We start from the raw sequence: 26144 nt of genomic DNA, 5'->3' as shown, positions 1-26144 counted from the left end.
ACTCCCAGGTATTACATAGTTTGAATAAGCAAATTGACGGAAAATTCTTCTAGCGCTGCGCTGAGCGGTATTTCCCCATCACTCATCACGACGACGTCGGAAAAGAGGCCTTTCCACTGCTGATCTGAATCTGCAAACGGCACGCTGATACGTGTGTCGCCCCATTGAGCAGGATTAATGAATGGAGCCTGTGCAGTGCCCAATAGTTCACTGCTTATGCGCGGCACCACCACGATTGCACGCTCGTTCGCCGTTACCCGCGCGAACGCCAGTACCCTTTCGGCATGACTGCCTTTCACTTCCAGAGGAAGGTATTCCCCCTCGCTGAACAGCGTCGGATGCGCGGAACGCACGTTGAGCGCCGCTGCAATCAGCGCCTGTTTGATCCGGCCGTCATGCCAATGAGTCAACAGCTCGGGTGCGTTGACATTCTCTGTCAGAGCCTGTTGCCGAGCAGCGTAGTCCACAGGCCTGCGGTTGTCCGGGTCGACCAGACTGAAATCCCAGAACTCGGTGCCCTGATACAGATCAGGCACACCGGGCACCGTCAAGCGTAGCAAGGTTTGCGCCAGACTATTGAGCGCACCGGCAGTGGCAATGCGATTGGCGGTGGCACTCAGGGACTGGCGCAGCGCGAGGGCTTCAGGGGCCAGCAGGATGCGTTGCAGAAACTCTCGGCACGCCGTTTCATAAGGCTGGTTCGGCGCGCTCCAGCTGCTTTGCAGCTTGGCTTCACGCAGGGCCTTTTCCTGCCATTGCACCATGCGCTTTGCATAGTCTTCGTGAGCGTGCTCGCCTTCCAGATCCAGCGGCCAACTACCCAGCAACGCCTGATAGAGCATTAGCTCATCACCCGCGCTGATCACAGGCTCTTCACCTTTGAGCGGCATTGCCAGCTGGCGCCAGCGCTCTACCTGCTCGGCGTACCAGTCAGCACATTCGCTGAGTACCGCCAGACGTGTACGGGTGTCTTCGCCGCGCTTGTGATCATGGGTCGCAGTGGCCAGCAGATTGTCCGGGAATGTCTCGATGCGCTGGATGCATGCCTTGTGAAACTCTTCAACCGGCGCACTGAAATGTTGCGGATGGAAGCCTACATCGTTGCGCGACAGCAGTACGGCAGAACGATAGAACGAGGTGTCTTCCACCGATTTTGCCGCCACAGGGGAGGTCAACTGCTGGAAGCGCACGCACGCGTTCTTGTACAGCTTGCGCAGGTGGCCACGCGGCAGCTTTCTCCACGGCTCGCCGCCCAGCCAGCGCGCGAGATAATCCAGCACAGGCCAGTCACCTTCATTGAGTGTCGAGCGTGCACCTTCCATGGCCTGCTGGAAGAATCGCTCGTCTTCTGCCGAACGCCCGCAGACGGTGATGTAGGTGCGGTACACCGGGAAGTTCACGATTAGAGCCAGCAGTGCGCGTCGAATCGCCCCCAGCGTCAGGTCACGGCTCATCAGGTCGCTGCGCGCCACCTGCAGCAGCGACTGCGCAACGTTTTCGAAATCGCCCGCCAGCGTGCCATGCAGCACCAGATCACGCGCTACCAGCACTTCCTCATCGAAGTTGGCAGTACGTTCACTCAGGCGGCTCCACAGCGCGCCCAGTGGGGCTTCACCCTTGGGGTCGTGTTGCAGCAGCGACACCTGGTTCATGAATTCGTAGCCGGTCGTGCCGTCCACGCTCCAGTCTTCGCGCAGGGGTTCATCAGGGCCGAGAATCTTTTCAACGAAAATCGGCAGATGATTCAGTCTGGCTTCGGCCGGTCGCTGGCTCAACAGACCCTGGACGCGACGATGTAGCTTGCGTCCGTAACCGCGTGGGTTTGCCAGGCCATCGATGTGGTCGATACGCAGGCCGTCGATGAGGCCGTCGGCGATCAGTTGGAAGATCTTGCCGTGGGTGGCCTCGAAGACATTCGGACGCTCGACGCGCAAGCCGCCCAGCTCGTTGATGTCGAAGAAACGCCGCCAGTTGATGTCGTCACCGGCGGTGCGCCAGCTCGCCAGACGATAGTACTGACGCTCCAGCAACTGATGAAGACGATCAAAACCTTCAGGCTGACTGGAGTCGAATCGGGCAATGACTTGTTCGATGGCTTTGAGCACCTGCGGATCGTTCGCCAGTTCGGCGAGCTCTGCCTTGGCCTGACGTGCTCGTTCGTACGCTTGCGGATACTGATTCAGCGCTGCGAAACGCTCACCCAGTTCTTTCAGTTTCGGGTGGTCAGCGTGCTGTAACAGCGAGTCGTAAGTGGTAGGACAGATCGGAAAGTGGTGCTGATAGTGCTCGATATGAAAGGCACCGCGCTGTGCATCGAAGCGCAGCGGAATTTCGCCTGCCTGCAGCACCGTGCCGTAATCGCTGCTCAGAAACGGCAGAAGCAGCTGACCGGCGAGCAACGGATCCGGTGAATTCCACTGGATGTCGAAGAAGTCGGCGTATGGACTGCGACGTCCCCACTCAAGCAGATCGAGCCACCACGGGTTGTCTGCACCGCCCACTGCCATGTGGTTGGAAACGATGTCCAGGATCATGCCCATCCCATGCTCACGCAGGGCCGCCACCAGACGGAGCAGGGCGGGCTCGCCGCCCAGCTCGGGATTGATGATGGTCGGATCCACCACGTCGTAGCCGTGCATGGAGCCTGCGCGCGCCTTGAGAATCGGCGACGCATAGAGGTGGCTGATGCCCAGACTGGCAAAGTACGGTACCAGTGGCACCGCATCATCCAGGGTAAAGTCTTTGTGAAACTGCAGACGCTGTGTGGCTCTCAACGGTTGTAAAGGACGGTTCATTGGTCACGCTCCGCAGCTTGCAGCCGGGATTGGGACAGCAATTCCAGTCGTCGAGCAGCATCTTCATTATCAAGGAGTGAGGCGGCATCGCCGGGTAGGCGTCTGCGCCAGTTAGGGTGGCTGTCGATGGTGCCGGGCAGGTTGGCCTGCTCCTGAACGCCCAGCGCGTCTTCGATGGGCAGCAGCACCAGCGGCGCACGGGTGTGGCCCAGGTAGCGGATGCTGGCATCGATGATCTGCACCGGGTCTTCAGTGTGTTCATCGAAGCCGTCATTGCTCTGGCTCAAGGCCCGACGCAACGCGTTGTACTCACGCGCACGCTCTTCGCGCCAGTGCTGCTCGCTTTGCGCGTCCACATGACCCAGTCGCGCATTCCATTCGATGTCCAGTTCGCTGAGCCAGCCAGCCAGCGTCGGCAGGTCGTGGGTGCTGGTGGTAGCCAGCGCCTCATCGGACCAGTCCAGAATCGGTTTGAAAGAACCGTTGTTCTGTTCGAACAACAGCACGCGCATGCCCAGCATCTCACGGGCGCTGAGTTTTTCACTGAGGCCCTCGGGCACCGTGCCGAGGTCCTCGCCAAGCACGATCGCCTCATGACGCAGCGACTCCAGGCTCAGCAGGCGCAGCATGTCGTCCAGCGGAAAATTCAGGTAAGCGCCTTCGCTGGGTGGCGAGCCCAACGGTATCACCCAGAGGCGTTGCAGGCCCATCACATGGTCGATGCGCAGACCGCCTGCATGGGCAAAATTGGCGCGCAGCATTTCAATGAAAGCGCGGAAACCATTGCGCTTCAGGCCGTCGGGAGAAAACGCCGAGATGCCCCAGCTTTGGCCGGCGCGATTCAGGATGTCCGGCGGAGCGCCAACGGTCAGGGCCGACAACAGTTCGTCCTGACGGCTCCAGGCCTGGCTGCCGCCGCCATCGGCACCGACGGCCAGATCGGCGATCAGGCCGACGCGCATGCCACTGCTGCGTGCAGCGACCTGGGCACGCTCAAGACCGCGAGCAATGAGCCACTGGGTAAAGGCATGAAAACTGATCTGCGGGCCATGTTCAGCTGCGAATGCCGACACTGCCGGGTTGCGGGGATCTTTCAGCTCATCGGGCCACTCGTGCCAGTTGTCACTGATGCCCATGCCCGGACATTCGGCGCGCAAGGCTTCGAATCGGCAATGGTTTTCCAGCGCTTCACCACCACTGTGGCGGAAGCTGTTGAAGTCTTCGTGCAGAGGGTGCGAACCGGCGCTGAATGCTTCGTACAAGGCGTGCAACGCTTTCCACTTGGCGGCAGCAGCAGAGGGCCAGTCGATCAGCGGCAGGGCCTCAAGGCGTTTCAGCTCATCGGCAACGCCGGCGTCTTCGATTGCCTGACGCCAGGCCCGTTCGCCCAGAATGGCACCCGGCGAGGCGTAAAGGCTGTTGAGAAACAGTCGGCTGGAAGGCGAGTAAGGGCTGTAGCGATGCGGATCGCTGGCGAACATGGCATGAATCGGACTGATCGCCAGCGCATCGGCGCCACGTTCGCCCGCTGAGCGGACCAGCGATTCCAGTGCCTGTGTATCACCGAAACCGCCATCACCTTCGCGCCGCAATCCGTACAGCTGGGCCGTGAGGCCCCATGCACGAGGCTTGCGTGTGTCGGTGGCCATGGACATGCTGAAACAGGTCTTGGGCGCGACGGCGATGGTCAGGTGTTGCCCCTCTATGTCCAGTTGCTGATAACCCGGCGGCGCGAGGGCGGGCAGCTCGGCGTTGGCAGTCAGTCTGGCGTCCAGTGACGAGCCGTCTTCCAGATGCAGAGTAAAGGGCGTCTCGGGCTTGAACCAGGCGGACAGGTCCAGCTTGCAGTCTTGATCGACAGTCAAAAGCGGCGGTGCGCCGGCGCCCTCGCGGGCAGCCTGCAAGCGCTGCAGGCTGGCATCGATGGCTTCGCTGCCATCGGCCGGATAGCCCAGCGCTTCGAGAACCTTGCGCAACACATCGTGGCTGACAGTCTGTGGACGAGCGTTGGCATCGACCCAGTGCACCGACAGGCCTGCTTCGGTGGCAAGCCTTTCCAATTGCTCATTGCTCATCCTGTTCCTCCAGAACATCACGGCCTGTCAGGCTGACAATCGCCGTGTAAGGATTGAGGATGCCTTGATGTGAAAGTTCGGACGATTTTGGCTGCGTGGAGAAAATCACTCTCGCACCTTTCTGTTGCGAAGCGTTGACAGCTTTCTCGCTCAGGTTCAGGTCGATGCGCAGCACACTGCCGTCGCCCATGCGCCAAGACGCGCTGACGGCATGATCCGCCAGAATCCTAGTGCCTGTCGCTCTGGCACCGGGCAGGCGTGGAATGATTTCTTCCTTACGCAAGGCCAGCAATTGTTTATAGAGCGCCAGCCAGTTGCGATGATCCAGTCCTGCGTCCGTTTCCAGGTCCAGCGCTGCAAAAGCTGGGCGCGAGGCTTCGAAGGTTTTCGGATCATTAGGATCGGGAATGTGTTCGCGACGCTCTGGATCGGCGAATGCGGCAAAATCGGCAAATTCATTGCGTCGACCTTCGCGCACCAGATCCGCCAGTTCACCATGATGACTGGTGAAGAACAGAAACGGCTCGCTGGCCGCCCATTCATCACCCATGAACATCAGCGGAATCATCGGCGACAGCAGCAACAGAGCGGTGGCCGCCCTGAGTGCAGGAGCGGGGCAGAGTTGCGGCAGGCGCTCGCCGAGCGCGCGGTTACCGATCTGGTCATGGTTCTGCAGGAACAACACAAATGCGCTGGGCGGCAGATGGCCGCTGGGCTCGCCGCGTGTGTGGCCGTGTCGGGTCTGTTCGCCCTGATACACGAAGCCCTCGCTCAACAGGCGGGCCAGCTTCTGTGTCGGCTCCTGTGCAAAATCCGAGTAGTAGGCGTCGGTTTCGCCGGTCAGCAGCACATGCAGCGTGTTATGCCCATCGTCATCCCATTGGGCGTCAAAACCCTTGTCGGCGAGCAGGCTGGCCTGGCTGAATTCGTTTTCCAGATTCAGCCACACGTGTCGACCTGGTTCGATCTGTTCACGTACACGTTCGGCGAATTCGGGCAGGAACGTTTCGTCGCGGATCGCGTGCACAGCGTCCATGCGCAGACCGTCAAAACGGTATTCGAGCAGCCACATCAGTGCGTTGTCGACGAAGTAGTCACGTACTTGCGGACGTCGGAAGTCGATGGCGTCGCCCCATGGCGTGTGCAGGTCGCTGCGGAAAAATTCCTTGGCGTAACTGCCCAGATAATTGCCATCCGGCCCGAAGTGGTTGTAGACGACGTCCAGAATGACCGCCAGACCGTGCCCGTGCGCCGTGTCGATCAGGTGCTTGAGCTGCTCGGGCGTGCCGTAGGAGGACTGCGGCGCATACGGCAGCACGCCGTCGTAGCCCCAGTTGCGGTCGCCGGGAAATTGCGCCAGAGGCATCAGTTCGATGGCGGTCACACCAAGGTCGGCCAGGTGTTGCAGGTGTTTTTCAACGCCTGCATAGCCTCCCAATGCTCCAACGTGCAGTTCATAAATGACTGCTTCGTGCCAGGGGCGGCCATTCCAGTCGGTGTTTTTCCACTGGTAAGCAAGCGGGTCGACGACAACACTGTGTGAGTGAACGTCGTCAGCCTGAGCGCGGGAAGCGGGGTCGGGGACCTTGAGCTCCCCGTTGATGTTGAACTGGTACCGGGTGCCCGCCTTGCAGCGGGCCTCCAGAGCAAACCAGCCTTCAGGCTCAGAGGTCATGGCCAGTGACTGACCATCCTCCAGTTCAAGCGTGACCTCGTGGGCATCCGGTGCCCAGAGGGCAAACCGGGTGAGTTCGGGATTTACCAAAACGGCGCCGTGGCGCCAGCTGTTTTCTGTGCGCAGAGGCATCCATTGACCCCTTTTTCCTTAGTAGTGAATTGAAGCACCCGCATTTTTCTTCAACAGATCGCGATACAGTTCTGCGTAGGGCTCTACCGCTTGATGCCAGTTGAACGGGGCGGCCATGGCGCGGCAGCGCATGGCATTGAGTAACTCTGGGTGAGCGAATACCTGGAACGCGCGGTTCAGGGCTTCGGTATAGCTTTCCACTGTCGATTCGTTGAACAGGAAACCTGTCACGCCGTCTTCGATGGTGTCTGCCAGACCGCCTGTGTTGCGGGCCACCGGCAGCGAACCGAAGCGCTGGGCGTACATCTGGCTCAGGCCGCAAGGCTCGTAACGGGAAGGCATGAGCAAGAAGTCACTGCCTGCGAACATGCGTCGGGCGTCGGTTTCGTTGAAGCCGATACGCACACCGATGCGACCCGGGAAGCGCGTTGCGAGCGCACGCATGGCGTCTTCTTCTTCAGGCTCACCGCGACCGATGATTGCAATCTGGCCGCCATTGTTGACGATGTGCTCGGCCACGCCGATCGTCAGGTCCAGGCCTTTCTGGTACACGAGGCGCGAGACGACTGCGAACAGCGGGCCGGTCGAAGCGTCGAGGTCGAACAGTTCACGGACGTAGTCGGCGTTGATCTCTTTGCGCAGCCATTCATTGGGTGCGAAGTGGCAGATCAGGTGTTCGTCGGTGGAGGCGTCCCAGCTGGCGTCGATGCCATTGGGAATACCGCTCAGCTGACCCTTCTCGGCCTTGCTCTGCAGGAAACCTTCCAGGCCGCAGCCGAATTCGGGGGTGGTGATTTCCCTGGCGTAGGTCGCGCTGACCGTCGTGATGTGGTTCGCGTACGCCATGCCTGCCTTGATGAACGACAGCTTGCCGTAGAATTCCATGCCTTCGGCCTGAAGGGCTTCGTCAGGGATGCCGAGCTCGCGGCTTGAACCGGTGCTTACAGTGCCCTGGTAGGCCAGATTGTGAATGGTGAAGATGCTGGGCGTGGTCTGACCGCGCCATTTCATATAGGCGGGGGCCAGTCCGGCCGGCCAGTCATGGGCGTGAACCAGTTCAGGGCACCACTGCGTTTTCACTGCACCTGCTGCAAAGTCAGCTGCGGCAAGTCCGAGACGCGCAAAACGGATGTGGTTGTCGGACCAGTCACGGCCGTGGCGATCGGCGTAAGGCGTGCCTTCACGCTCATACAGTTCAGGGCAGATCAGGACATAAATGACCAGACCGTCCTTCATGTCCATCCGCCCGACCTTGCACGCAGGCAGCCCGGCATAGCCGCCCAGCTGGCTGATGATATGAATAGGGTTGCCGCTATTGATCACTTGCGGGTAGCCGGGTATCAGCACACGGACATCGTGCAGGTGACGCATGGCTCGCGGCAAGGCAGCAGACACATCGCCCAAACCCCCGGTTTTCACCAGGTCAGCCAGTTCTGAAGTCACAAACAGGACTTTGCGTTTGTTGACCTGGGAAAGTGTGGGCTGTGAAGTCGAAGTCGGCAGTTGCAGCAGTGGAACGCTCGTCGTAGCGAAAACCGGCAGATGAGTCAGCTCGCTGGCCGGCTGATTAAAACTCTCTCCCTTCTGGGTTTTGACAGCGGCGCTAATCATCGTTTTCTCCCGTTAAAACAGTGTTGGTGCATCACATGATTTTTATTGGCCATTTCCTATGGCCGGGTACGTGCACCTGCACTACGCAAAAACAGTACCGACTTGGACTATACATAGCAGCGATGCAACGTGATGGAGGCATTGCGGGCAATAAGCCAACAGCATAGGCGCTCTATTCACCTGACCCGGCGCTTTTGGAGAAGTTTCGAGTATTTTACCGGCGGTCGTCTGGAGCAAGGCTTGGCGGCCTGTTTGCGGGCATCGCCGGTGCAATGTCTGCGCTTTTTCAGGGCGGCGTTCGACGAACTTATCGGGTGATGACCGGCCGTCGGATTGTTCGACAATCAACGGGATCCCATTCGTTTCGTGAAAAATGCCCAGGCCTTTTCTGCTTTTTCCGGCTGAATGGATGCACGCTGCCTTTTCCAGGTGCAGGCAATGGTCAATTCACGAGCACCAGAAGAAACTTCCTACATCTGTGCTGGAACATTTTGGAGCAGGGCGGGATAGAATCACGGTCCTTTGGCCTGCCATTGATTGCGCAGGCCTCATCGTAAACGCTGTATGAAGACTCATTGGTTGACGGGGATGGAAATGGAAGGCCCAGAGGTGTTGGTACTGCAGGCGAGTTACACCAATCCGGTACACGCAGCTGCGATCGGGTTCGTCTTGAACGAATATGCGCTGGATGCCATGGGTACGGGCAAGCCGTTGTCGAGCGATACGCGCCAGCAATTGGCGATCGAACTGGCCAAGCGGCCTCATGCATTCAGTGTTCTTGCATTCATCGCCGGTGAGCCTGTGGGGCTGGTGAATTGCTTCGAAGGCTTTTCCACCTTTGCCTGTCGTCCCCTGGTCAATATCCACGACGTCGCGGTCATTGCCGAGCACCGCGGTAAAGGCATCAGCCAAAAAATGCTCGCCAAGGTCGAAGAAATTGCGCGCCAGCGCGGGTGCTGCAAGCTGACGCTCGAGGTGCTGGAAGGCAACGATGTCGCGCAGGCAGCGTATCGCAAGGTCGGTTTCGACAGCTATCAGCTGAACCCGGAAATGGGCCGCGCCATGTTTTGGCAAAAAACGCTGTAATCGCGGCGACGCAGCCAGATCAGGGCTTCGCACAGCGCTCTGACGCGGTGGCAGTGTTTCTGGCGTTGCGAAATGTGTCTGGCCCGCGAAACCGAACTGGCGCAAAATGTGCGCACTGTCTGATCCGGAAAAGCTTTGGGACCGTTGATTACGGCTGCTTGCCGGCGTAGCCGGACAGGAAGAGCGGGGAGGGGATCAGGCGGGCAAGCCAGCGGATCGGGCTTGCCTCGGGGCGGTCATTGCGCAGGGGGTGAATCTTTAGAGTTGAAGAGCTGTACCGGAAGAGGTCAGCTGGGTTTGCTGAAGCATCATGCTCAGATGAGCGACTTTCTTCTGCAGTTGCTCACGTTCTTCTTTCAACGCACGCAGTTCGTCGCGGCGGATTGTCACATACAGGGTTTGTGGTGCCAGTGCTGGTAGTACAGTGCCCATTGCTCACCTCGCAAATGGTGGATTCAACCTGGAAAGGTCCGTGGCAATGACTATCAATCCCTGAGTGGCCGCTGCTAACCTCTCTATCGGCACAGATTCTGATTTCTTTTGCGTTAAATTGGAACTTTTTTATTTTTCATGGTCGCGAACGTTTATCGATCGCGACAAAATGCACTCACTGGCAGCACCGCTGTTGTCACGTCCCTCAGGGGAACCGACGTTCTGTCTCGCTTGACTAACCAGCATGCTCACTGACTGTTGAAGCGCTGGACGACAAGTGAGGCCCCTTTTACGAGTTTAGGAGCAACTTCATGCAACTTGGGATTATTGGACTGGGCCGCATGGGCGGCAATATCGCACGGCGTTTGATGCTCGATGGTCACACCACCGTGGTGTATGACCGTGACGAAGCGTCACGCAGCGCCCTGGCCAATGAAGGCTCGACGCCAGCGGCCGATCTGGCCGAACTGGTGGGTGCCCTGCAGGCGCCGCGTGCAATCTGGGTCATGCTGCCAGCGGGCGCACCGACCGAGGACACGATTCAGATCCTGAGCCAGTTGCTTGAGCCCGATGACGTGATCATCGACGGCGGCAACACGTTCTATAAAGACGACATCCGTCGTGCGCAGGAACTCACCGACAAGGGGCTGCACTACGTGGACGTCGGTACGTCCGGTGGTGTCTGGGGGCTGGAGCGCGGTTACTGCATGATGATCGGTGGCGAGAAAGCGATCGTTGATCGTCTCGACCCGCTGTTCGCCACGCTGGCTCCTGGCATGGGCGATATCCCGCGCACCAAGGATCGCAAATCGACTGATCATCGTGCGGAGCATGGCTATATCCACGCCGGCCCCGCTGGCTCAGGCCACTTCGTGAAGATGATCCACAACGGCATCGAGTACGGAATGATGCAGGCCTTCGCGGAAGGCTTCGATCTGCTCAAGCAGAAGAACTCCGAACATCTGCCAGCCGAACAGCGCTTTGACCTGAACACTGCAGACATCGCTGAAGTGTGGCGTCGTGGCAGCGTCGTCTCGTCCTGGTTGCTGGACCTGACCGCCGACGCACTGGCCACCGATCCACAGCTGGATGCGTTCTCCGGCTCGGTTGCCGACAGCGGTGAAGGCCGCTGGACCATCGAGGCCGCCATCGAGCAGGCTGTTCCGGTTCCTGTATTGTCCAGCGCGCTGTTTGCGCGATTCCGGTCTCGCCAGACCAGCTCCTACGCTGACAAGATGCTGTCGGCCATGCGCTTTGGTTTCGGTGGTCACAAGGAACCCAAGTAATGGGCCTGTCACGCGGCACATCCGAGCAAAAAGCCGACGTCGCACCGCCAACAACGCTGTTTCTGTTCGGTGCGCACGGGGACCTTGTCAAACGCCTGCTGATGCCGGCGCTCTACAATCTGGCGCGTGACGGTCTGGTTGACTCAGGCCTGCACATTGTCGGTGTCGATCACAACGCGATCAGCGACGCCGATTTTGCGAAGAAGCTTGAAAACTTCATTCGTGACGAATCTGCCGCGAAGGTCTCCGAGTCGGGCAAGGATCCTCTGGACCCCGAATTGTGGGGCAAGCTTGCCGAGCGAATCAGTTATGTGCAGGGCGACTTCCTGGATGACTCCACTTATCTGGACATCGAAAGCAAGATAAAGAGCACCGGCTCTGCCAACGCGGTGTTCTATCTTGCTACGGCACCGCGCTTCTTCAGTGAAGTGGCGGCGCGTCTGGGGTCGTCCGGTCTGTTGAAGGAAACCGAAGACGGATTTCGTCGCGTGGTGATCGAGAAGCCTTTCGGCTCCGATCTGGCCAGTGCGGTGGAGTTGAACAATTGCCTGCTCAAGGTGATGAGCGAAAAGCAGATTTATCGCATCGATCATTATCTGGGCAAGGAAACGGTGCAGAACATTCTGGTCAGCCGTTTCTCCAACGGGCTGTTCGAGTCGTTCTGGAACAACCATTACATTGACCATGTGCAGATCACTGCTGCGGAAACGGTTGGCGTTGAAACCCGTGGCAGTTTCTACGAAAACACCGGTGCTCTGCGCGACATGGTGCCCAATCATCTGTTTCAGCTGCTGGCGATGGTTGCCATGGAGCCGCCGGCTGCCTTTGGTGCCGATGCCGTGCGCGGGGAAAAGGCCAAGGTGGTAGGGGCGATTCGTCCCTGGAGCGAAGAAGAGGCACTGGCCAATTCGGTACGCGGTCAGTATGCGGAAGGCGAGATGTCCGGCCGCAAGGTGCCCGCTTATCGTCAGGAAGATCGCGTGGCAGCCGACAGCACCACGGAAACCTTCGTGGCGCTCAAGGTCATGGTCGACAACTGGCGCTGGGTAGGCGTGCCGTTCTACTTGCGCACCGGCAAGCGCATGAGTGCGCGCAGTACCGAGATCGCCATCTGCTTCAAGCCCGCGCCCTATGCGCAGTTCCGCGATACCGAGGTGGATCGGCTCAAGCCGAACTATCTGCGCATCCAGATTCAGCCCAACGAAGGCATGTGGTTCGATCTGTTCGCCAAGCGCCCTGGCCCGACGCTGGAGATGGAAGACATCGAGCTTGGTTTTGCCTACAAGGACTTCTTCGAGATGCAGCCGTCGACCGGCTATGAAACGCTGATCTACGACTGCCTGACCGGGGATCAGACGCTGTTCCAGCGTGCTGACAATATCGAAAACGGCTGGCGTGCCGTGCAGCCGTTTCTCGATGCCTGGGCCAAAAAGCCCGAGGTCACACTGTACGACGCCGGCAAGGATGGTCCTGAAGTCGGTGACGAGTTGTTGAGCCGGGATGGTCGTGAATGGCGGGAACTTAATGTCTGAACACACTGATGTGTCTGTGTCCGAACGGTCTGTACGTTTTCTGCTTTCCGATATCGATGGTACGTTGCTGCGCCCCGATCACAGCCTGAGTCAGGCCAACATCGACGCCGTGCGTGATCTGCAACTGGCGGGTGTCCATTTCACCCTGGCCAGCAGTCGACCGCCGCGTGCGATGCGTGAAGTGATCGAGGCGCTGGGCATCGAGCTGCCAACGGTTGCGTTCAACGGCGGGACCATTACCCACGCTGATGGCCGCCTGCTGGCGGCGCACCGCATCGACCCGTCGGCAGTACGCACCTGCCTTGATCTCTTTGCGACCCAGAAAGTCTCGATCTGGGTGTTCGCCGATGACGACTGGCTGCTGCTCGATCCTGAGGGCGACTATGTCGAGCATGAGCGCGATGCGCTGGGCTATGAGCCGGTTCGGGTGAGCAGCTTCGAGCCCTATCTGGATCGTGTCGACAAGATTGTCGCCGCGAGCAAGGACTTCGAACTGCTGAAGACGCTTGAAACACGTCTGAATCCACTCATCGACGGGTTGGCGCTGGCGGCGCGTTCGCAGCGTTATTACCTGGATGTCACGGCGCTGGAAGCGAACAAGGGCTCTGCGCTGGTTGCTCTGGCCGACTACCTGGGTGTTGACCTCGCGCACACGGCAGCCATCGGCGACGGCGGCAACGACGTGGCGATGTTTCACAAGGCCGGTGTTTCGATTGCGATGGGGCAGGGCGAGGCCAGTGTGCTGAGTCAGGCTGACCATGTCACCGGCAGCAATGTCGAGGATGGTGTCGCAACCGCGATCAGGCGTTACATCCTGGGCTGACAACGTCGCTGCCCGCTGGGGCGGCGATGCTGTATCTCACCTGTCTGTATTTCTTGTCTGTATCTCCCTTGTCTGTATTTAACTTGCGTGGGCTTCACAAGAGCGGGTATTCATGACGGCAACTGTTCATAAATCAGAGCATTACGAATGGCCGCATTGATTGAAGACTACGCACTGCTGGGAAATTGTCAGACTGCCGCGCTGGTTTCACGCGATGGGTCGCTGGACTGGCTGTGCTTCCCGCGTTTCGACTCTCCTTCCTGCTTCTCGGCCTTGCTTGGCGACAGCGACCATGGCCGCTGGAAGATCGCGCCACACGCAGAAATCGTATCCGTAGAGCGGCGCTACCGCGACGGCACGCTGATTCTGGAGACGGTATTCGAGACCCGCGAGGGTCGGGCGATGCTGGTCGATTTCATGCCCATGAACACGTCCGGGCATGTCGTGCGCAACGTGATCGGTCTGTCCGGAGAGGTCGCGTTCGACATGGATCTGGCCATACGCTTCGATTACGGCAGTAGCGTGCCCTGGGTCGAGAAGAAGGATCCGCACACGCTGACTGCTGTCGCAGGGCCGGAAATGCTCGTGTTGCGCAGTCCGGTGCCACTGCTCCCTCAAGATCATCACACCGCCAGCCACTTCAAGGTCGTCGAGGGCGAGAGCAAGGTATTCACCCTGGCGTACCAGGCGTCTTATCTGCCGGTTCAGGCGAGCATCGATACGGTGCACGCGCAGGAAGAAACCGAGCGCTACTGGCGCGAGTTTTCGGATCGCTGCCCAGACGTCGGCCCCTGGACCGATCAGGTCAAGCGCTCGCTGATCACGCTCAAGGCGATGACCTTCGCCCCGACTGGCGGAATCGTTGCTGCCGTCACGACCTCGCTGCCCGAGCAACTGGGTGGTGAACGCAACTGGGATTACCGCTATTGCTGGCTGCGGGATGCAACCATGACCCTGCTGGCCTTCATGAACCTGGGCTACTTCGAGGAGGCGACGGCATGGCGCAACTGGCTGCTGCGCTCGGTGGCGGGGAATCCTGAACAGATTCAGATCATGTATGGCGTGGGCGGTGAGCGACGCCTGGCCGAATACGAACTGCCCTGGCTAAGCGGTTATGAGGGCTCGCAACCCGTGCGTATTGGCAATGGCGCTGCCACTCAGGTTCAGCTGGATGTGTATGGCGAAGTGGCTGATGCCATGATTCAGGCACTCAAGGGCGGCATGCCACGTCATCCCCGCAGCGTCGCGATTTCCAAAGTGGTCATGCCGTTTCTGGAAAAGGTCTGGCATCGGCCAGACGCCGGGATCTGGGAGATCCGCTCCGAGCCTCGACACTTCACCCACTCCAAGGTCATGGCTTGGGTCGCGTTCGACCGTAACGCCACGCAGATCGCTCAAGCGGCCGAGAGCGACGAAGACCGCGCGCTGGCCAGGCATTACCGGCACGTGGCTGATGAAATCCACGCCGACGTCTGCAATAACGGCTTCGATGCGCAGCTGAACAGTTTCGTGCAGACCTACGGTGCCAAAGAGGTCGATGCCAGTCTGCTGCAGATTGTGCTGACCGGTTTTCTGCCTGCCGATGATCCACGCGTGATCGGCACAGTGGCCGAGATCGAGCGCACGTTGATGCAGGATGGTCTGTTGCTGCGCTACGACGGCGAGCGGAGTGTGGATGGCGTGTCGGGCAGCGAGGGCACGTTTCTGGTCTGTTCGTTCTGGCTGGCCGATGCCTACGTGCTACTGGGCAGGGCCGACGAAGCGGCGGCCTTGTTTGGCAGGCTTTGCGACCTGTGCAATGACGTCGGCCTGCTGGCCGAGCAATACGACCCGAAGGCTGGGCGTATGCTCGGGAATTTCCCGCAGGCGTTCAGTCACATCGGCATCATCAATACCGCGCTGAACCTTCACAGGACGGTGTGTCCTGCCTGGGCGCGTACTTCCGGCGGGATCGACGGCTGCGTCTGATTATCACTGCTGAAGCGTCAGCCGGCCTTGCGAAAGGTCAGGTTGATGCGCTGCTCGCCTAGCTGGGGATGCACGGCTGGCTTGACGGGCAGTATCCCGTGAAAGCGCAGTCGATCTTCGCCGCCCCAGACCACCACATCGCCATGAAACAGCGATATACGCTCAGGCCTGTCGCTGCGCTGCAGGCCGCCGAACTGGAATATGGCGGGAATACCCAGTGATACGGACACGACCGGCCAGCGGTGGTCGTGTTCGTCCTTGTCCTGATGCAGGGACATCTTCGCACCGGGAACGTAGCGATTGATCAGGCAGGCATCGGGCACAAAGTCGGCGAAGCCGGCCTTCTGCGCGGCGTCTTGAGCCAGTTCCAGAAAGATGTCAGGCATTGAGGGCCAGGGCTGGCCGGTTTGCGGGTTTGTGTGGCTGTAGCGATAGCCGTGAGGATCGGTAACCCAGCCCAGCGGGCCGCAACTGCTCAGCGCCGCTGACATGGTGTGGCCGCCAGGTGTGACCATGTGCCTGAACGGCGCCCCGGACAGCGTTTCATGCAGTGCGGGCAATAACCGTTCGATGAGCGGCAGGGCAAGGCCGCGAAACAGCCATGACTGTGGACCTATCTGCAGGGTGGACGCGGGCTGGGGCTCTTCACCGGCAAACAGATCGAAGGTAGCGGAAAGGTCGGCCTTGCGTTGCATGATCGGATTCAATACCTGCTACGGTCTACAGAGCCTTGCTGACTTTGACGTCGCTGATCTGGTCGTCGCCGTGGCCGTGCATCTTCTCCAGCGCAGCGCGGGCTTCTTCGACGGATGCAGACTGCAACTGGGCGAATTCAAAGCGGCGCTCGCCGTTGAGTTTGTAGCTGACGGCGTATTTGGTGGTGCGAGCGGGACTGTTCATGGCGATTCCTTGTATCGGCGTATCAGCGCAGGCTGGAGGTCGAGCGACGTACGATCTTGATGGAATGGGTGAAGGCCGGTTTGCGACCCGGATTGGCATCCGGCTTGCGTCCGGTGGTGTCGATGGTGATGTTCCAGAAACCGGTGCTTGGCGCTGCGATCTTGGCCGGAAACGTATCGAACGCACCGCCGTGATAAGTGTGACGACCGCCGTTCTTGAAGGCGCGAAAATTGGCGTCGTTCATCAGGCGGATATTACAGAGCTGTGAGCACTGGATGACGACCAGATCGTCCTCGTTCAGGTGCTCACGCTGGTGTACGAATTTCATGTAAAACTCCGGGGAATGTCTTTTTCTGAAAAATCAAAACGATAGCATGCGGCGTAGGCCAATTGACGTCAAAGAGCGGTTAATTGTGCTCTTTATGGACAAAAAAGCGTTTCTCGGGAATTTAATCGGGCCCATGCTGGTCGTACCACCTTTATTTGGAGGATTGTATGAAACTGGCAGTTGTAATCCTGGCACTGGCAATGACTGGCTGCGCGACGGTGAATGACATCGAGCATACGCCTGCCACCATGAGCGTGATCTCGGGCAAGAACCCTCAGGAGTACGCAGACTGTTTCATCGAGAAGATCAGCAGCAGTCGCGCGACGCCTTCTGTAGAGCCTCATCACGAAGGACTGCGCCTGATTGTCGCGCAGAAAATGAGCAAGTCACCGACCGCCGTGATTGACGTTGAAACCCGCTCGGGAGGCAGCTCGATCAAGGTCTATGAGCGTCTGGCCAATGTGCCGATCCGCTTTCGCGACGTTCAGCATGCTGCAGAGGCCTGCATATCGGGTTGATAGAGGCCGCCCGCCGAGCCTGATGCCGAGGCGGGCTGAATCAACGGCTTACTTGCAGACGACCAGAACGCTGCGGCTTTTGTAGTTGCCGACATCCACGCCCAGGGTCTTCTCGCTTTCTGCCGGCTGTGGCGTGCCGTCGGTGCCGACGATCTCGTAGCCGGTGCCTGCGCACGAGGCGTCGGCTTTCTCATAACAGCTCGCCCAGGACATGGCTTCGCCCGAGCAGTCGATGCTCAGCCCCTGCTTGCCGTTTTTCAGATAGGTGTTGGACGCGGTGGCACAGCCGGTGAGGCCCAGTACGGCAATAATGGACAAAAGTCTGATCATGTTTTTCGCTTCAGAAGAATAAGGCCAGCGGACTGGCGGATGCGGTGTTTGGACTGGAGAGCGGTGCCATCGTTCCGCCATGTTTCAAGGATAAATACAGTGCGTCACTTTTCTGCCATCCCGCTGGAAGCCGCTTCGTCAGGAGCTGATGAGTGACCGATGGATTCATTTATCGGACGCACATATCTCGGCTACGCTTGGGCAGATCATGGCCTGCATGCATCGTCGGTAAACCGGCGGTGAGTGGTCTGGGCGCGCAGCTCAATGCAAACGCCATGCCTGTGCAAGGGCTCGGCGGATTGTGTTCGATGGTCGCTATATAAGCGTTTTCGCGGAACTATCTGCGCTCATGTGCCTCTACCATGACATCCTACGGCCTGTGGCGGGCATTGTAAGGTGACCGCCGCCTGATTAGACTGCGCCGTTAACACCAACAGCCCTTATCAAGGACTTTTATGATCAAGAAATGCTTGTTCCCAGCAGCCGGTTACGGCACTCGCTTTTTGCCAGCGACAAAGGCCATGCCCAAGGAAATGCTGCCGGTGGTCAACAAGCCACTGATCCAATACGGTGTAGAAGAGGCTCTCGCTGCGGGCCTCAGCCAGATTTCCATCGTAACCGGTCGCGGCAAGCGCGCGCTGGAAGACCACTTCGATATCAGCTACGAGCTTGAGCATCAGATCAAGGGCACCGACAAGGAAAAATACCTGGTTGGTATCCGTAAACTGATCGACGAGTGCAGCTTCTCCTACACCCGTCAGACCGAAATGAAAGGCCTGGGTCATGCGATCCTGAGTGGTCGTCCACTGATCGGCAACGAAGCATTTGCCGTGGTTCTGGCGGATGACCTGTGTGTCAACCTGGACGGCGACGGTGTTCTGGCTCAGATGGTCAAGCTGCACAACCATTATGGCTGCTCGATCATCGCGATTCAGGAAGTCGATTCTAACGAGACCAACAAGTACGGCGTTATCGCTGGCGACGAGATCAAACCAGGCCTGTTCCGTGTCACCGACATGGTCGAGAAGCCGAAGCCTGAAGATGCGCCTTCCAACATGGCCATCATCGGCCGTTACATCCTGACGCCGGACATTTTCGAGAAGATCGAACAGACCGAGCCAGGCAAGGGTGGCGAGATCCAGATCACTGACGCACTGATGAAGCAGGCTGCAGAAGGCAACGTTCTGGCCTACAAATTCAAGGGCCAGCGTTTTGACTGCGGCGGCGCCGAAGGTTACATCGAAGCAACCAACTTCTGCTTCGAGCACTTCTACAAGACTGGCAAGGCTTACTGATTCATCTGCCTGTCCGTGTTTCAAGTCAAGGCCACCTTCGGGTGGCTTTGTCATTTCTGACTGGCCGCCAAGCGGTTATGCTGTGCCCCTGCTAAGGAGACATTGATGGCTTACGATTTCGATCTGTTTGTAATTGGCGCGGGTTCAGGTGGCGTCAGGGCGGCACGTTTTGCTGCCGGTTTTGGTGCAAAGGTGGCGGTTGCCGAAAGCCGTTATCTGGGCGGGACCTGTGTCAACGTCGGGTGCGTGCCCAAAAAGCTGATGGTCTACAGCTCGCATTTCTCCGAAGATTTCGAGCACGCCAAAGGCTTTGGCTGGTCACTGGGCAAAGCGAGTTTCGACTGGCCGACCCTGATCGCCAACAAGGATCGCGAGATCAACCGCCTCAACGGCATCTATCGCAAGTTGCTGGTCGACAGCGGCGTCACGCTGCATGAAGGTCACGCAAAGATCGTGGGTGCGCAAAAGGTCGAGATCAACGGCCAGATCTACAGCGCCGAGCGTATTCTGATTGCAACTGGCGGCTGGCCTCTGATTCCTGATGTGCCTGGTCGCGAGCATGCCATTTCGTCGAATGAGGCGTTTTTCCTCAAGGAGTTGCCGAGGCGCATCGTAGTGGTGGGCGGCGGTTACATTGCGGTCGAGTTCGCCTCCATCTTCAACGGTCTGGGCGCGGAAACGACGCTGGTGTATCGGGGTGAAATGTTCCTGCGTGGTTTCGACGGCAGTGTGCGCACGCATCTTCACGAAGAACTGCTCAAGCGTCACATGGATATCCGTTTCAACAGCGACATCGAGCGTATCGACAAGCAGGCTGATGGCACGCTGAAGTTGAGCATGAAAGGCGGCGGCATGCTGGAAACCGACTGTGTGTTCTACGCCACGGGCCGTCGTCCGATGCTCGATAACCTCGGGCTGGACAACGTCAATGTCAAACTCGACAAGCACGGCTATATTGAAGTCGACGAAAACTACCAGAGCAGCGAGCCATCCATTCTGGCGATCGGCGATGTCATTGGTGGTGTGCAACTGACTCCGGTCGCGCTGGCCGAAGGCATGGCGCTGGCCCGCCGCCTGTTCAAGCCGGAGCAATACCGTCCGGTGGATTACAACCATATCCCGACGGCGGTGTTCAGCCTGCCCAACATCGGTACGGTGGGTCTTACCGAAGAGGCGGCTATCGAGGAAGGTCATGAGGTGCAGATATTCGAAAGCCGTTTCCGGCCGATGAAGCTCACGCTGACCGACGATCAGGAGCGCACCCTGATGAAGCTGGTGGTCGATGCCAAAACCGACCGCGTGCTGGGCTGCCATATGGTGGGACCGGATGCGGGCGAAATTGTGCAGAGTCTGGCGATTGCGATCAAGGCGGGCGCGACCAAGCAGGTGTTCGACGACACCATTGGTGTGCATCCGACCGCTGCAGAAGAGTTTGTCACCATGCGTACACCGGTTAAACGCTAGATCAGGCAATGTCCGGGACTCAGGATGAGTCCCGGAGTGACATAGACCAAAGGAAGGACCCCTCCAATGAACAGGCAAAAACCGACGTCCGTGATGCCCTTGCATTCGACCGGTCACGAACAGGGCTCCCTGCAGCAGATCGATGTGCTGCGCGAGAGCGAGCGTCAATTCAGATTACTCGCCGACAACATGAGCCAGCTGGCCTGGACGGCTGATCCCCGTGGCCATGTTCAGTGGTACAACGAACGCTGGTATTTGTATACCGGGTCTTCGCTTGAGGCAATGCGAGCGCTGGGCTGGCGTTCCGTTCTTCATCCCGAGCACCGCGAGCGCGTCATGGCCCGTCTGCAATACTGCTTTGCGACAGGCTCCATCTGGGAAGACACCTTTGCATTGCGTTCCAGGGACGGCGCTTTCAGCTGGTTCCTTTCGCGGGCATCGCCAATGCGCGACGAGCAGGGTCACATCACTTACTGGCTGGGTACTCACACCGATATCACGGCTCAGGTGCGGGCCGAAGAAGCGCTTCGCGAGCTGAACGAAAATCTGGAGCAGCGGGTTGCCGAGCGTACTCAGGAACTGGCGCATGCCAATGAGCTGCTGCAGATCGAGATCAGCGAACGGGCGCAGGCCGAAGAGGTGTTGCGCCACGCGCAGAAGATGGACGCCGTCGGCCAATTGACTGGCGGCATTGCTCACGACTTCAACAATATGCTGACGGGCGTGCTGGGTGCGCTGGATTTCATCAGGCGCCGGGTTGCAGCGGGTCGTCTCGATGATGTCGAGCGCTACGTCAATGCTGCGATTGCGTCCGCCAACCGCGCCGGAGCGCTGACCCAGCGGTTGCTGACGTTCGCCAGGCGTCAGGCGCTCAATACCTGTGCGGTTGATGTCAATCGGATGGTTCGCTCCATGCAGGAACTGCTGCAGGGCACGTTATCCGACCGAATCTTCCTGTATTTCGAATTCGATGAGGCTTTGCGGTTGATCCGCACCGATGAGCATCAGCTGGAAAACGCCTTGTTGAATCTGGTCATCAATGCGCGCGATGCAATGCCGGGCGGCGGTCGGTTGGAGGTGCTGACTCGGGCCATAAGCATCAGTAAGCCGCAGGGTGCGCTGCCACCGGGCGAGTACGTTGTCCTCAGCGTTGCGGATGATGGCTGCGGTATCAGTCAGGAGGTGATCGATAAGGTGTTCGATCCGTTCTTCACCACCAAGCCTGTCGGCCAGGGGACAGGGCTGGGATTGTCGATGGTCTACGGCTTCATCAGGCAGACCGGCGGGCATGTGCAGATCGAAAGCGCTGAGGGGCAGGGGACTCGTGTCGATCTGTACCTGCCCTGTGAAACGGACTCACTGAACTGAACGTCCTCTCATGCCTCAGGGTGCTGTCGGTTTCTTCCGGGTGGAACTGACCTTGGGAGATGGCTCGCCAGCAGCTTTCAGAGCTTCCAGCGCCACTTCCTTTTTGATCAGCAGCAGTTCCAGCACCCGGTTCTGTTGCTGGGCATCTTTCAGGCCTTGCTTGAGGTCGACACTGTCTTCCTGAAGGATTCGTATCTTTTCTTCCAGCAGGGCGCATTGTGTCTGACTTTGCTGGTGTTCCCTCATCGATGCTGCGGCTTGAGCGCCGGCCTTGTCCGTCAGGTCCTTCTGAATATTCAGGTCGCGCTGTGTGCTGCGGGCTTCTGCCAGCAATCGCTCGTTGTCGCGGTTCAGACGGGTGATGTCTTCCTGGCGAATGCTCAGGCTCTGCTGTGCCTGTCTCAGCTCCATCTGTAACTGCTGGACCTGACCTTCATGGCGTTGCTGCTCATGCTCGCGCTGCTCCCGGATCGAATTGCGATAGTGCTCCAGCGCATCGCGCGCATGCTGATGCTTTTCTTCAAGGGAGCGGATCTGCTCATTCTTGTCCAGCAGGCGGGAATCCAGGTCCGAGTTGGCTTGAGTCAGTCGGGTGTTTTCGCTTCGCACGGTGAGCAGGGTTTCTTGCAAGTCGAGCAGGGCAGTGGCTTGTCGCTCCAGCGTCTGCTCCTTCTGCTGGATCTGCTCACTCAGATATTCCGTTTTCTTCTGCGCCGCCGAGAGCGCTTCCTGCAAGGTTGCGCACTTGGCGGCGTTGTCCACGCATAGCTGATCAATGCGCTCCTGCGCCTGTCCCTGCAACCGGTCGGCAAGCTTGGCCACCAGCTCCGTCAGTTCTTCATTGATATCGGGGGCGGGTGAGTGAGCGGCTTCAAGCTCCTTCAGGTACCGATGGATGGTGGTTTTCGATCCGGTATTGCCCATTTCGATACGTACTGCATCAATGCTGGGGTTTTCGCCGCGGGCGAGCAGGGCGGACCTTGCCTTGAGCACCAATGCCTTGTTTACGCCGCCCCGTGCCATGTCTGCTCCTACGATTTCGTACTGTGGTATGTACCCTGTATTTACATACTATATTGATTAATAAAAACCGTCATTATGAGAATTCAATAGCATGGGATATTGGCGTATTATCCCGTGTCAGGCGCTCTGGACGCTGATTTGCGCTCCCGGCCGGTACACCTACGCAGGTTTTGCTCATGAATGATGTCGATCGTTATCTGGAAGCGGCCACCCGAGACAACACGCGCCGCAGCTATCGGGCTGCCATCGAGCACTTCGAAGTGACGTGGGGCGGATTTCTGCCGGCGACCAGCGAGAGCGTGGCGCGGTATCTGGCGCAGTACGCGGGTGAGCTGTCGGTCAATACCTTGAAGTCGCGCCTGTCGGCGTTGTCTCAGTGGCATTCCAGTCAGGGGTTCGTCGATCCGACGCGCTCACCTGTCGTGCGCAAGGTGCTCAAAGGTATTCGCGCCCTGCATCCGGCGCAGGAAAAGCAGGCCGAGCCCTTGCAGTTGCATGATCTGGAGCGGGTTGTCACTTGCCTTGAGGTCGAAGCGCTTCAGGCGCAGGCCCGTAACGATCAGCCCGCACTGTTGCGCTGTCGACGGGACACGGCGTTGATCCTGCTGGGGTTCTGGCGGGGATTTCGCAGCGACGAGCTGTGTCGTCTGCAGATTCAGGACGTCAAAGCGATTTCCGGTGCGGGCATCAGCCTTTATCTGCCCCGTAGCAAGGGTGATCGGGAAAACGCAGGCAGGACTTACCAGACGCCGGCCTTGCAGCGACTGTGTCCGGTTCAGGCTTATATAGACTGGATCAACTGTTCGGCACTGGTGCGCGGCCCGGTATTCCGGGCCGTGGATCGCTGGGGCAATCTGGGCGAGGAGGGGCTGCACGCCAACAGCATCATTCCTGTGTTGCGTCAGGCGCTGAGCCGCGCCGGGATTGCCGCGCAACAGTACACCAGCCACTCGCTGCGTCGTGGTTTCGCGAGCTGGGCGCACCGTAGCGGCTGGGACCTCAAGTCACTGATGGCCTATGTGGGCTGGAGGGACATGAAGTCCGCGATGCGTTACATTGAGGCCGCACCATTTTTGAGCTCTCCCGAGAGCCAGAGCGGCCTGAAGGTTTCTTCTATTGATAAGCCGCTTCCATAGCGAAAAGCAATCAGTGACATCAGGTTTGCCAATGAGCCTTTGTCATCGATCATGCGTAAGCTTCACTTCATCGAAATCACAACCCATCAGGAGATATACCGATGCCTATCATCAACAGCCAGGTAAAACCGTTCAAGGCAACTGCTTACAAGAACGGCTCTTTCGTTGACGTTTCGGATGCCGACTTCAAAGGCAAGTGGTCTGTCGTATTCTTCTACCCGGCCGACTTCACCTTCGTTTGCCCGACCGAACTGGAAGACCTCGCTGACAACTACGCTGAGTTCCAGAAGCTGAACGTTGAAATCTACAGCGTTTCGACTGACACCCACTTTGCCCACGCTGCATGGCACAACACCTCGCCTGCAATCGGCAAGATCCAGTACACCATGATCGGCGACCCGACCCTGACCATTTCGCGCAACTTCGACGTGCTGATCGAAGAAGCCGGTCTGGCTGACCGCGGTACTTTCGTGATCAACCCTGAAGGTCAGATCAAGATCGTCGAGCTGAACGATGGCGGCGTAGGCCGTGACGCTTCCGAGCTGCTGCGCAAGATCAAGGCTGCTCAGTACGTTGCTGCTCACCCGGGTGAAGTCTGCCCAGCCAAGTGGAAAGAAGGCGAGGCCACTTTGGCTCCGTCTCTGGACCTGGTCGGCAAGATCTGAGTCGTATGAATCGGCTAGGGGCGTTGAGCTCTTGAGCAAGTAAACCGCATCGCCCCAAAAAACGCCCGGGCGGTCATCGCCTGGGCGTTGTTATTTCTACTCTCTGAAAATTTTGTCAAAGGAAGCCGCAACATGTTGGACGCCAATCTTAAAGCCCAGTTGAAATCTTACCTGGAGCGGGTCACTCGCCCCATAGAGATCGTCGCGTCCCTTGATGACGGCGCGAAGTCTCAGGAAATGCTTGCACTGCTCAACGATGTGATCAGTGTTTCCAAAGACGTCACCTTGAATGACAGCGGCACCGATGCGCGCACGCCATCGTTCTCGCTGAACAGCCCTGGCCATAATATCAGCCTGCGTTTCGCTGGTATTCCAATGGGCCACGAATTCACCTCGCTGGTCCTGGCGCTGCTGCAAGTCGGCGGCTACCCACCCAAGGTCAGTGCGGAAACCATCGAGCAGGTTCGCAATCTTCAAGGCGAATTCAAGTTCGAAACCTATTTCTCGCAGTCCTGCCAGAACTGCCCGGACGTTGTCCAGGCGCTGAACCTGATGGCAGTGCTGAACCCGAACATCAAGCACGTCGCAATCGACGGCGCGCTGTTCCAGGACGAAGTTACCGATCGCAAGATCATGTCGGTGCCAAGCATCTACCTGAACGGCGAGCTGTTTGGTCAGGGCCGCATGGGCTTGGAAGAAATTCTGGCCAAAATCGACACCGGTGCAGGGGCTCGTCAGGCCGAGAAACTCAATGCCAAAGAGGCGTTCGACGTTCTCGTGGTTGGCGGTGGCCCTGCCGGTTCGGCAGCTGCTGTTTATGCTGCACGTAAAGGCATTCGTACCGGTGTTGCCGCAGAGCGTTTCGGTGGCCAGGTGCTCGACACCATGGCCATCGAGAACTTCATCTCGGTCCAGCACACCGAAGGCCCGAAGCTGGCTGTAGCGCTCGAGGAGCACGTCAAGCAGTACGAAGTCGACATCATGAATCTGCAGCGCGCCGACAGGCTGATTCCAGGCGCAGCCGGTGAGTTGCACGAAGTGAAGTTCGCCAGCGGCGCGAGCCTTAAGGCCAAGACCGTGATTCTCGCCACCGGCGCACGCTGGAGGGAGATGAATGTTCCGGGCGAGCAGCAATACCGCAACAAGGGCGTGGCGTACTGCCCGCACTGTGACGGTCCGCTGTTCAAGGGCAAGCGCGTTGCAGTGATCGGCGGCGGTAACTCCGGCGTTGAAGCGGCCATCGACCTGGCGGGCATCGTTTCTCACGTGACCCTGCTGGAGTTCGACGTGCAGTTGCGTGCTGACGCGGTTCTGCAGCGCAAGCTGCACAGTCTGCCGAACGTGACCGTCATCACCAGTGCGCAAACCACTGAAGTGACCGGTGACGAGCAAAAGGTCAACGGTCTGCGTTACAAGAACCGCGTAACCGGTGAAGAGATCACCGTGCCGCTGGAAGGTATCTTCGTGCAGATCGGCCTGCTGCCTAACAGCGAATGGCTCAAGGGCTCCATCGAGCTGTCGCCGCGTGGCGAGATCGTGGTCGATTCGCGCGGTGAGACTTCGATACCTGGCGTTTTCGCTGCCGGTGACGTGACTGTGGCACCGTACAAGCAGATCATCATTGCTCTTGGCGAGGGTGCCAAGGCTTCGCTGAGTGCCTTTGATCACCTGATCCGTACGTCCGCGCCAGCCTGACAGGCTG

Annotated in this window: 22 protein-coding genes; 12 read left to right on the top strand and 10 right to left on the bottom strand. The window is 58.8% G+C overall.

Annotation, left to right across the window (positions count from 1 at the left end; genetic code table 11):
- Positions 1-11 precede the first annotated feature (11 nt).
- From CFBP1590_RS14970 to glgA, 4 genes are read right to left on the bottom strand one after another with little or no spacing between them, the layout of a single operon-like run.
- Positions 12-2795, bottom strand: a complete 2784-nt coding sequence (locus CFBP1590_RS14970; protein ID WP_088235397.1) for a malto-oligosyltrehalose synthase — start codon at positions 2793-2795, stop codon at positions 12-14.
- Entirely contained in the window at positions 2792-4870 is a 2079-nt protein-coding gene (gene malQ, locus CFBP1590_RS14965) for a 4-alpha-glucanotransferase (protein ID WP_088235396.1), read from the bottom strand. Before malQ ends, CFBP1590_RS14970 begins: the two co-directional genes overlap by 4 nt.
- Positions 4860-6677 (bottom strand): malto-oligosyltrehalose trehalohydrolase, encoded by a 1818-nt coding sequence (gene treZ / locus CFBP1590_RS14960; RefSeq protein ID WP_088235395.1) that lies wholly within the window; start codon positions 6675-6677, stop codon positions 4860-4862. Before treZ ends, malQ begins: the two co-directional genes overlap by 11 nt.
- A gap of 18 nt (positions 6678-6695) precedes the next feature.
- A complete protein-coding gene (glgA, locus tag CFBP1590_RS14955) occupies positions 6696-8288 on the bottom strand; it encodes a glycogen synthase GlgA (protein WP_004879695.1) in 1593 nt (530 codons plus the stop codon).
- A 594-nt stretch (positions 8289-8882) separates the two neighbouring features.
- Here glgA and CFBP1590_RS14950 point away from each other — a divergent pair.
- Positions 8883-9374, top strand: a complete 492-nt coding sequence (locus CFBP1590_RS14950) for a GNAT family N-acetyltransferase (RefSeq protein WP_004879694.1) — start codon at positions 8883-8885, stop codon at positions 9372-9374.
- Between the two features lie 258 nt (positions 9375-9632).
- On the opposite strand, the gene CFBP1590_RS14945 is transcribed toward CFBP1590_RS14950, so the two are convergent.
- The gene (locus tag CFBP1590_RS14945; protein WP_004879692.1) at positions 9633-9806 is read right to left on the bottom strand and encodes a DUF6026 family protein; all 174 of its coding nucleotides are present in this window, start codon (positions 9804-9806) and stop codon (positions 9633-9635) included.
- Between the two features lie 311 nt (positions 9807-10117).
- On the opposite strand from CFBP1590_RS14945, the gene gnd reads away from it, so the two are divergent.
- The 4 genes from gnd to CFBP1590_RS14925 all read left to right on the top strand — a co-directional run bounded on the left by gnd (position 10118) and on the right by CFBP1590_RS14925 (position 15415).
- The gene (gnd, locus tag CFBP1590_RS14940) at positions 10118-11092 is read left to right on the top strand and encodes a phosphogluconate dehydrogenase (NAD(+)-dependent, decarboxylating) (protein ID WP_088235394.1); all 975 of its coding nucleotides are present in this window, start codon (positions 10118-10120) and stop codon (positions 11090-11092) included.
- Complete coding sequence (zwf, locus tag CFBP1590_RS14935; protein ID WP_088235393.1) at positions 11092-12624, top strand: glucose-6-phosphate dehydrogenase; 1533 nt, start codon at positions 11092-11094, stop codon at positions 12622-12624. The genes gnd and zwf overlap by 1 nt, the downstream gene beginning before the upstream one ends.
- Complete coding sequence (locus tag CFBP1590_RS14930) at positions 12617-13447, top strand: Cof-type HAD-IIB family hydrolase (protein WP_029244570.1); 831 nt, start codon at positions 12617-12619, stop codon at positions 13445-13447. Before zwf ends, CFBP1590_RS14930 begins: the two co-directional genes overlap by 8 nt.
- Positions 13448-13594: 147 nt before the next feature.
- Positions 13595-15415: a glycoside hydrolase family 15 protein gene (locus CFBP1590_RS14925; protein WP_088235392.1), complete on the top strand. Its 1821-nt coding sequence runs from the start codon at positions 13595-13597 to the stop codon at positions 15413-15415.
- 17 nt (positions 15416-15432) lie between these two features.
- Here the strand turns inward: CFBP1590_RS14925 and alkB are convergent, their stop codons facing one another.
- The 3 genes from alkB to CFBP1590_RS14910 are packed head-to-tail and all read right to left on the bottom strand — an operon-like array spanning position 15433 to position 16643.
- Positions 15433-16110 (bottom strand): DNA oxidative demethylase AlkB, encoded by a 678-nt coding sequence (alkB, locus tag CFBP1590_RS14920; RefSeq protein WP_088235391.1) that lies wholly within the window; start codon positions 16108-16110, stop codon positions 15433-15435.
- 25 nt (positions 16111-16135) lie between these two features.
- Positions 16136-16315 (bottom strand): hypothetical protein, encoded by a 180-nt coding sequence (locus CFBP1590_RS14915; RefSeq protein WP_029244573.1) that lies wholly within the window; start codon positions 16313-16315, stop codon positions 16136-16138.
- A gap of 22 nt (positions 16316-16337) precedes the next feature.
- The gene (locus CFBP1590_RS14910) at positions 16338-16643 is read right to left on the bottom strand and encodes a DUF1883 domain-containing protein (protein WP_004879678.1); all 306 of its coding nucleotides are present in this window, start codon (positions 16641-16643) and stop codon (positions 16338-16340) included.
- Positions 16644-16810: 167 nt separating this feature from the next.
- Here CFBP1590_RS14910 and CFBP1590_RS14905 point away from each other — a divergent pair, with 167 nt between their 5' ends.
- A complete protein-coding gene (locus CFBP1590_RS14905; RefSeq protein ID WP_029244574.1) occupies positions 16811-17161 on the top strand; it encodes a hypothetical protein in 351 nt (116 codons plus the stop codon).
- Positions 17162-17209: 48 nt separating this feature from the next.
- Here CFBP1590_RS14905 and CFBP1590_RS14900 read toward each other — a convergent pair whose 3' ends face one another.
- Positions 17210-17491, bottom strand: coding sequence for a hypothetical protein (locus CFBP1590_RS14900; RefSeq protein ID WP_004879674.1), 282 nt, complete (start codon positions 17489-17491; stop codon positions 17210-17212).
- Positions 17492-17946: 455 nt separating this feature from the next.
- Between CFBP1590_RS14900 and galU the strand changes: the two genes are divergently transcribed.
- The 3 genes from galU (at position 17947) to CFBP1590_RS14885 (ending at position 21618) form a co-directional block, all read left to right on the top strand.
- Entirely contained in the window at positions 17947-18786 is an 840-nt protein-coding gene (galU, locus tag CFBP1590_RS14895) for a UTP--glucose-1-phosphate uridylyltransferase GalU (protein WP_029244575.1), read from the top strand.
- Positions 18787-18891: 105 nt separating this feature from the next.
- The gene (gene gorA / locus CFBP1590_RS14890) at positions 18892-20250 is read left to right on the top strand and encodes a glutathione-disulfide reductase (protein WP_029244576.1); all 1359 of its coding nucleotides are present in this window, start codon (positions 18892-18894) and stop codon (positions 20248-20250) included.
- 66 nt (positions 20251-20316) lie between these two features.
- On the top strand, positions 20317-21618 hold the full coding sequence (locus tag CFBP1590_RS14885; protein ID WP_167383096.1) for a hybrid sensor histidine kinase/response regulator: 1302 nt from the start codon (positions 20317-20319) through the stop codon (positions 21616-21618).
- 15 nt (positions 21619-21633) lie between these two features.
- Here the strand turns inward: CFBP1590_RS14885 and CFBP1590_RS14880 are convergent, their stop codons facing one another.
- Positions 21634-22641: a DNA-binding protein gene (locus CFBP1590_RS14880; protein ID WP_088235390.1), complete on the bottom strand. Its 1008-nt coding sequence runs from the start codon at positions 22639-22641 to the stop codon at positions 21634-21636.
- Between the two features lie 176 nt (positions 22642-22817).
- Between CFBP1590_RS14880 and CFBP1590_RS14875 the strand changes: the two genes are divergently transcribed.
- The 3 genes from CFBP1590_RS14875 to ahpF all read left to right on the top strand — a co-directional run bounded on the left by CFBP1590_RS14875 (position 22818) and on the right by ahpF (position 26137).
- Positions 22818-23777, top strand: coding sequence for a site-specific integrase (locus tag CFBP1590_RS14875; RefSeq protein WP_088235389.1), 960 nt, complete (start codon positions 22818-22820; stop codon positions 23775-23777).
- 101 nt (positions 23778-23878) lie between these two features.
- Positions 23879-24442: an alkyl hydroperoxide reductase subunit C gene (ahpC, locus tag CFBP1590_RS14870; protein ID WP_004879663.1), complete on the top strand. Its 564-nt coding sequence runs from the start codon at positions 23879-23881 to the stop codon at positions 24440-24442.
- Positions 24443-24574: 132 nt separating this feature from the next.
- The gene (gene ahpF, locus CFBP1590_RS14865; RefSeq protein WP_029244580.1) at positions 24575-26137 is read left to right on the top strand and encodes an alkyl hydroperoxide reductase subunit F; all 1563 of its coding nucleotides are present in this window, start codon (positions 24575-24577) and stop codon (positions 26135-26137) included.
- The last annotated feature ends 7 nt before the right edge of the window (positions 26138-26144 follow it).

The organism is Pseudomonas viridiflava (assembly GCF_900184295.1).
GTDB classification, from domain to species: Bacteria; Pseudomonadota; Gammaproteobacteria; order Pseudomonadales; family Pseudomonadaceae; genus Aquipseudomonas; species Aquipseudomonas viridiflava.
Note: the sequence above shows the minus strand (reverse complement) of the source record. Positions and strands in the feature narration are given on the sequence as shown.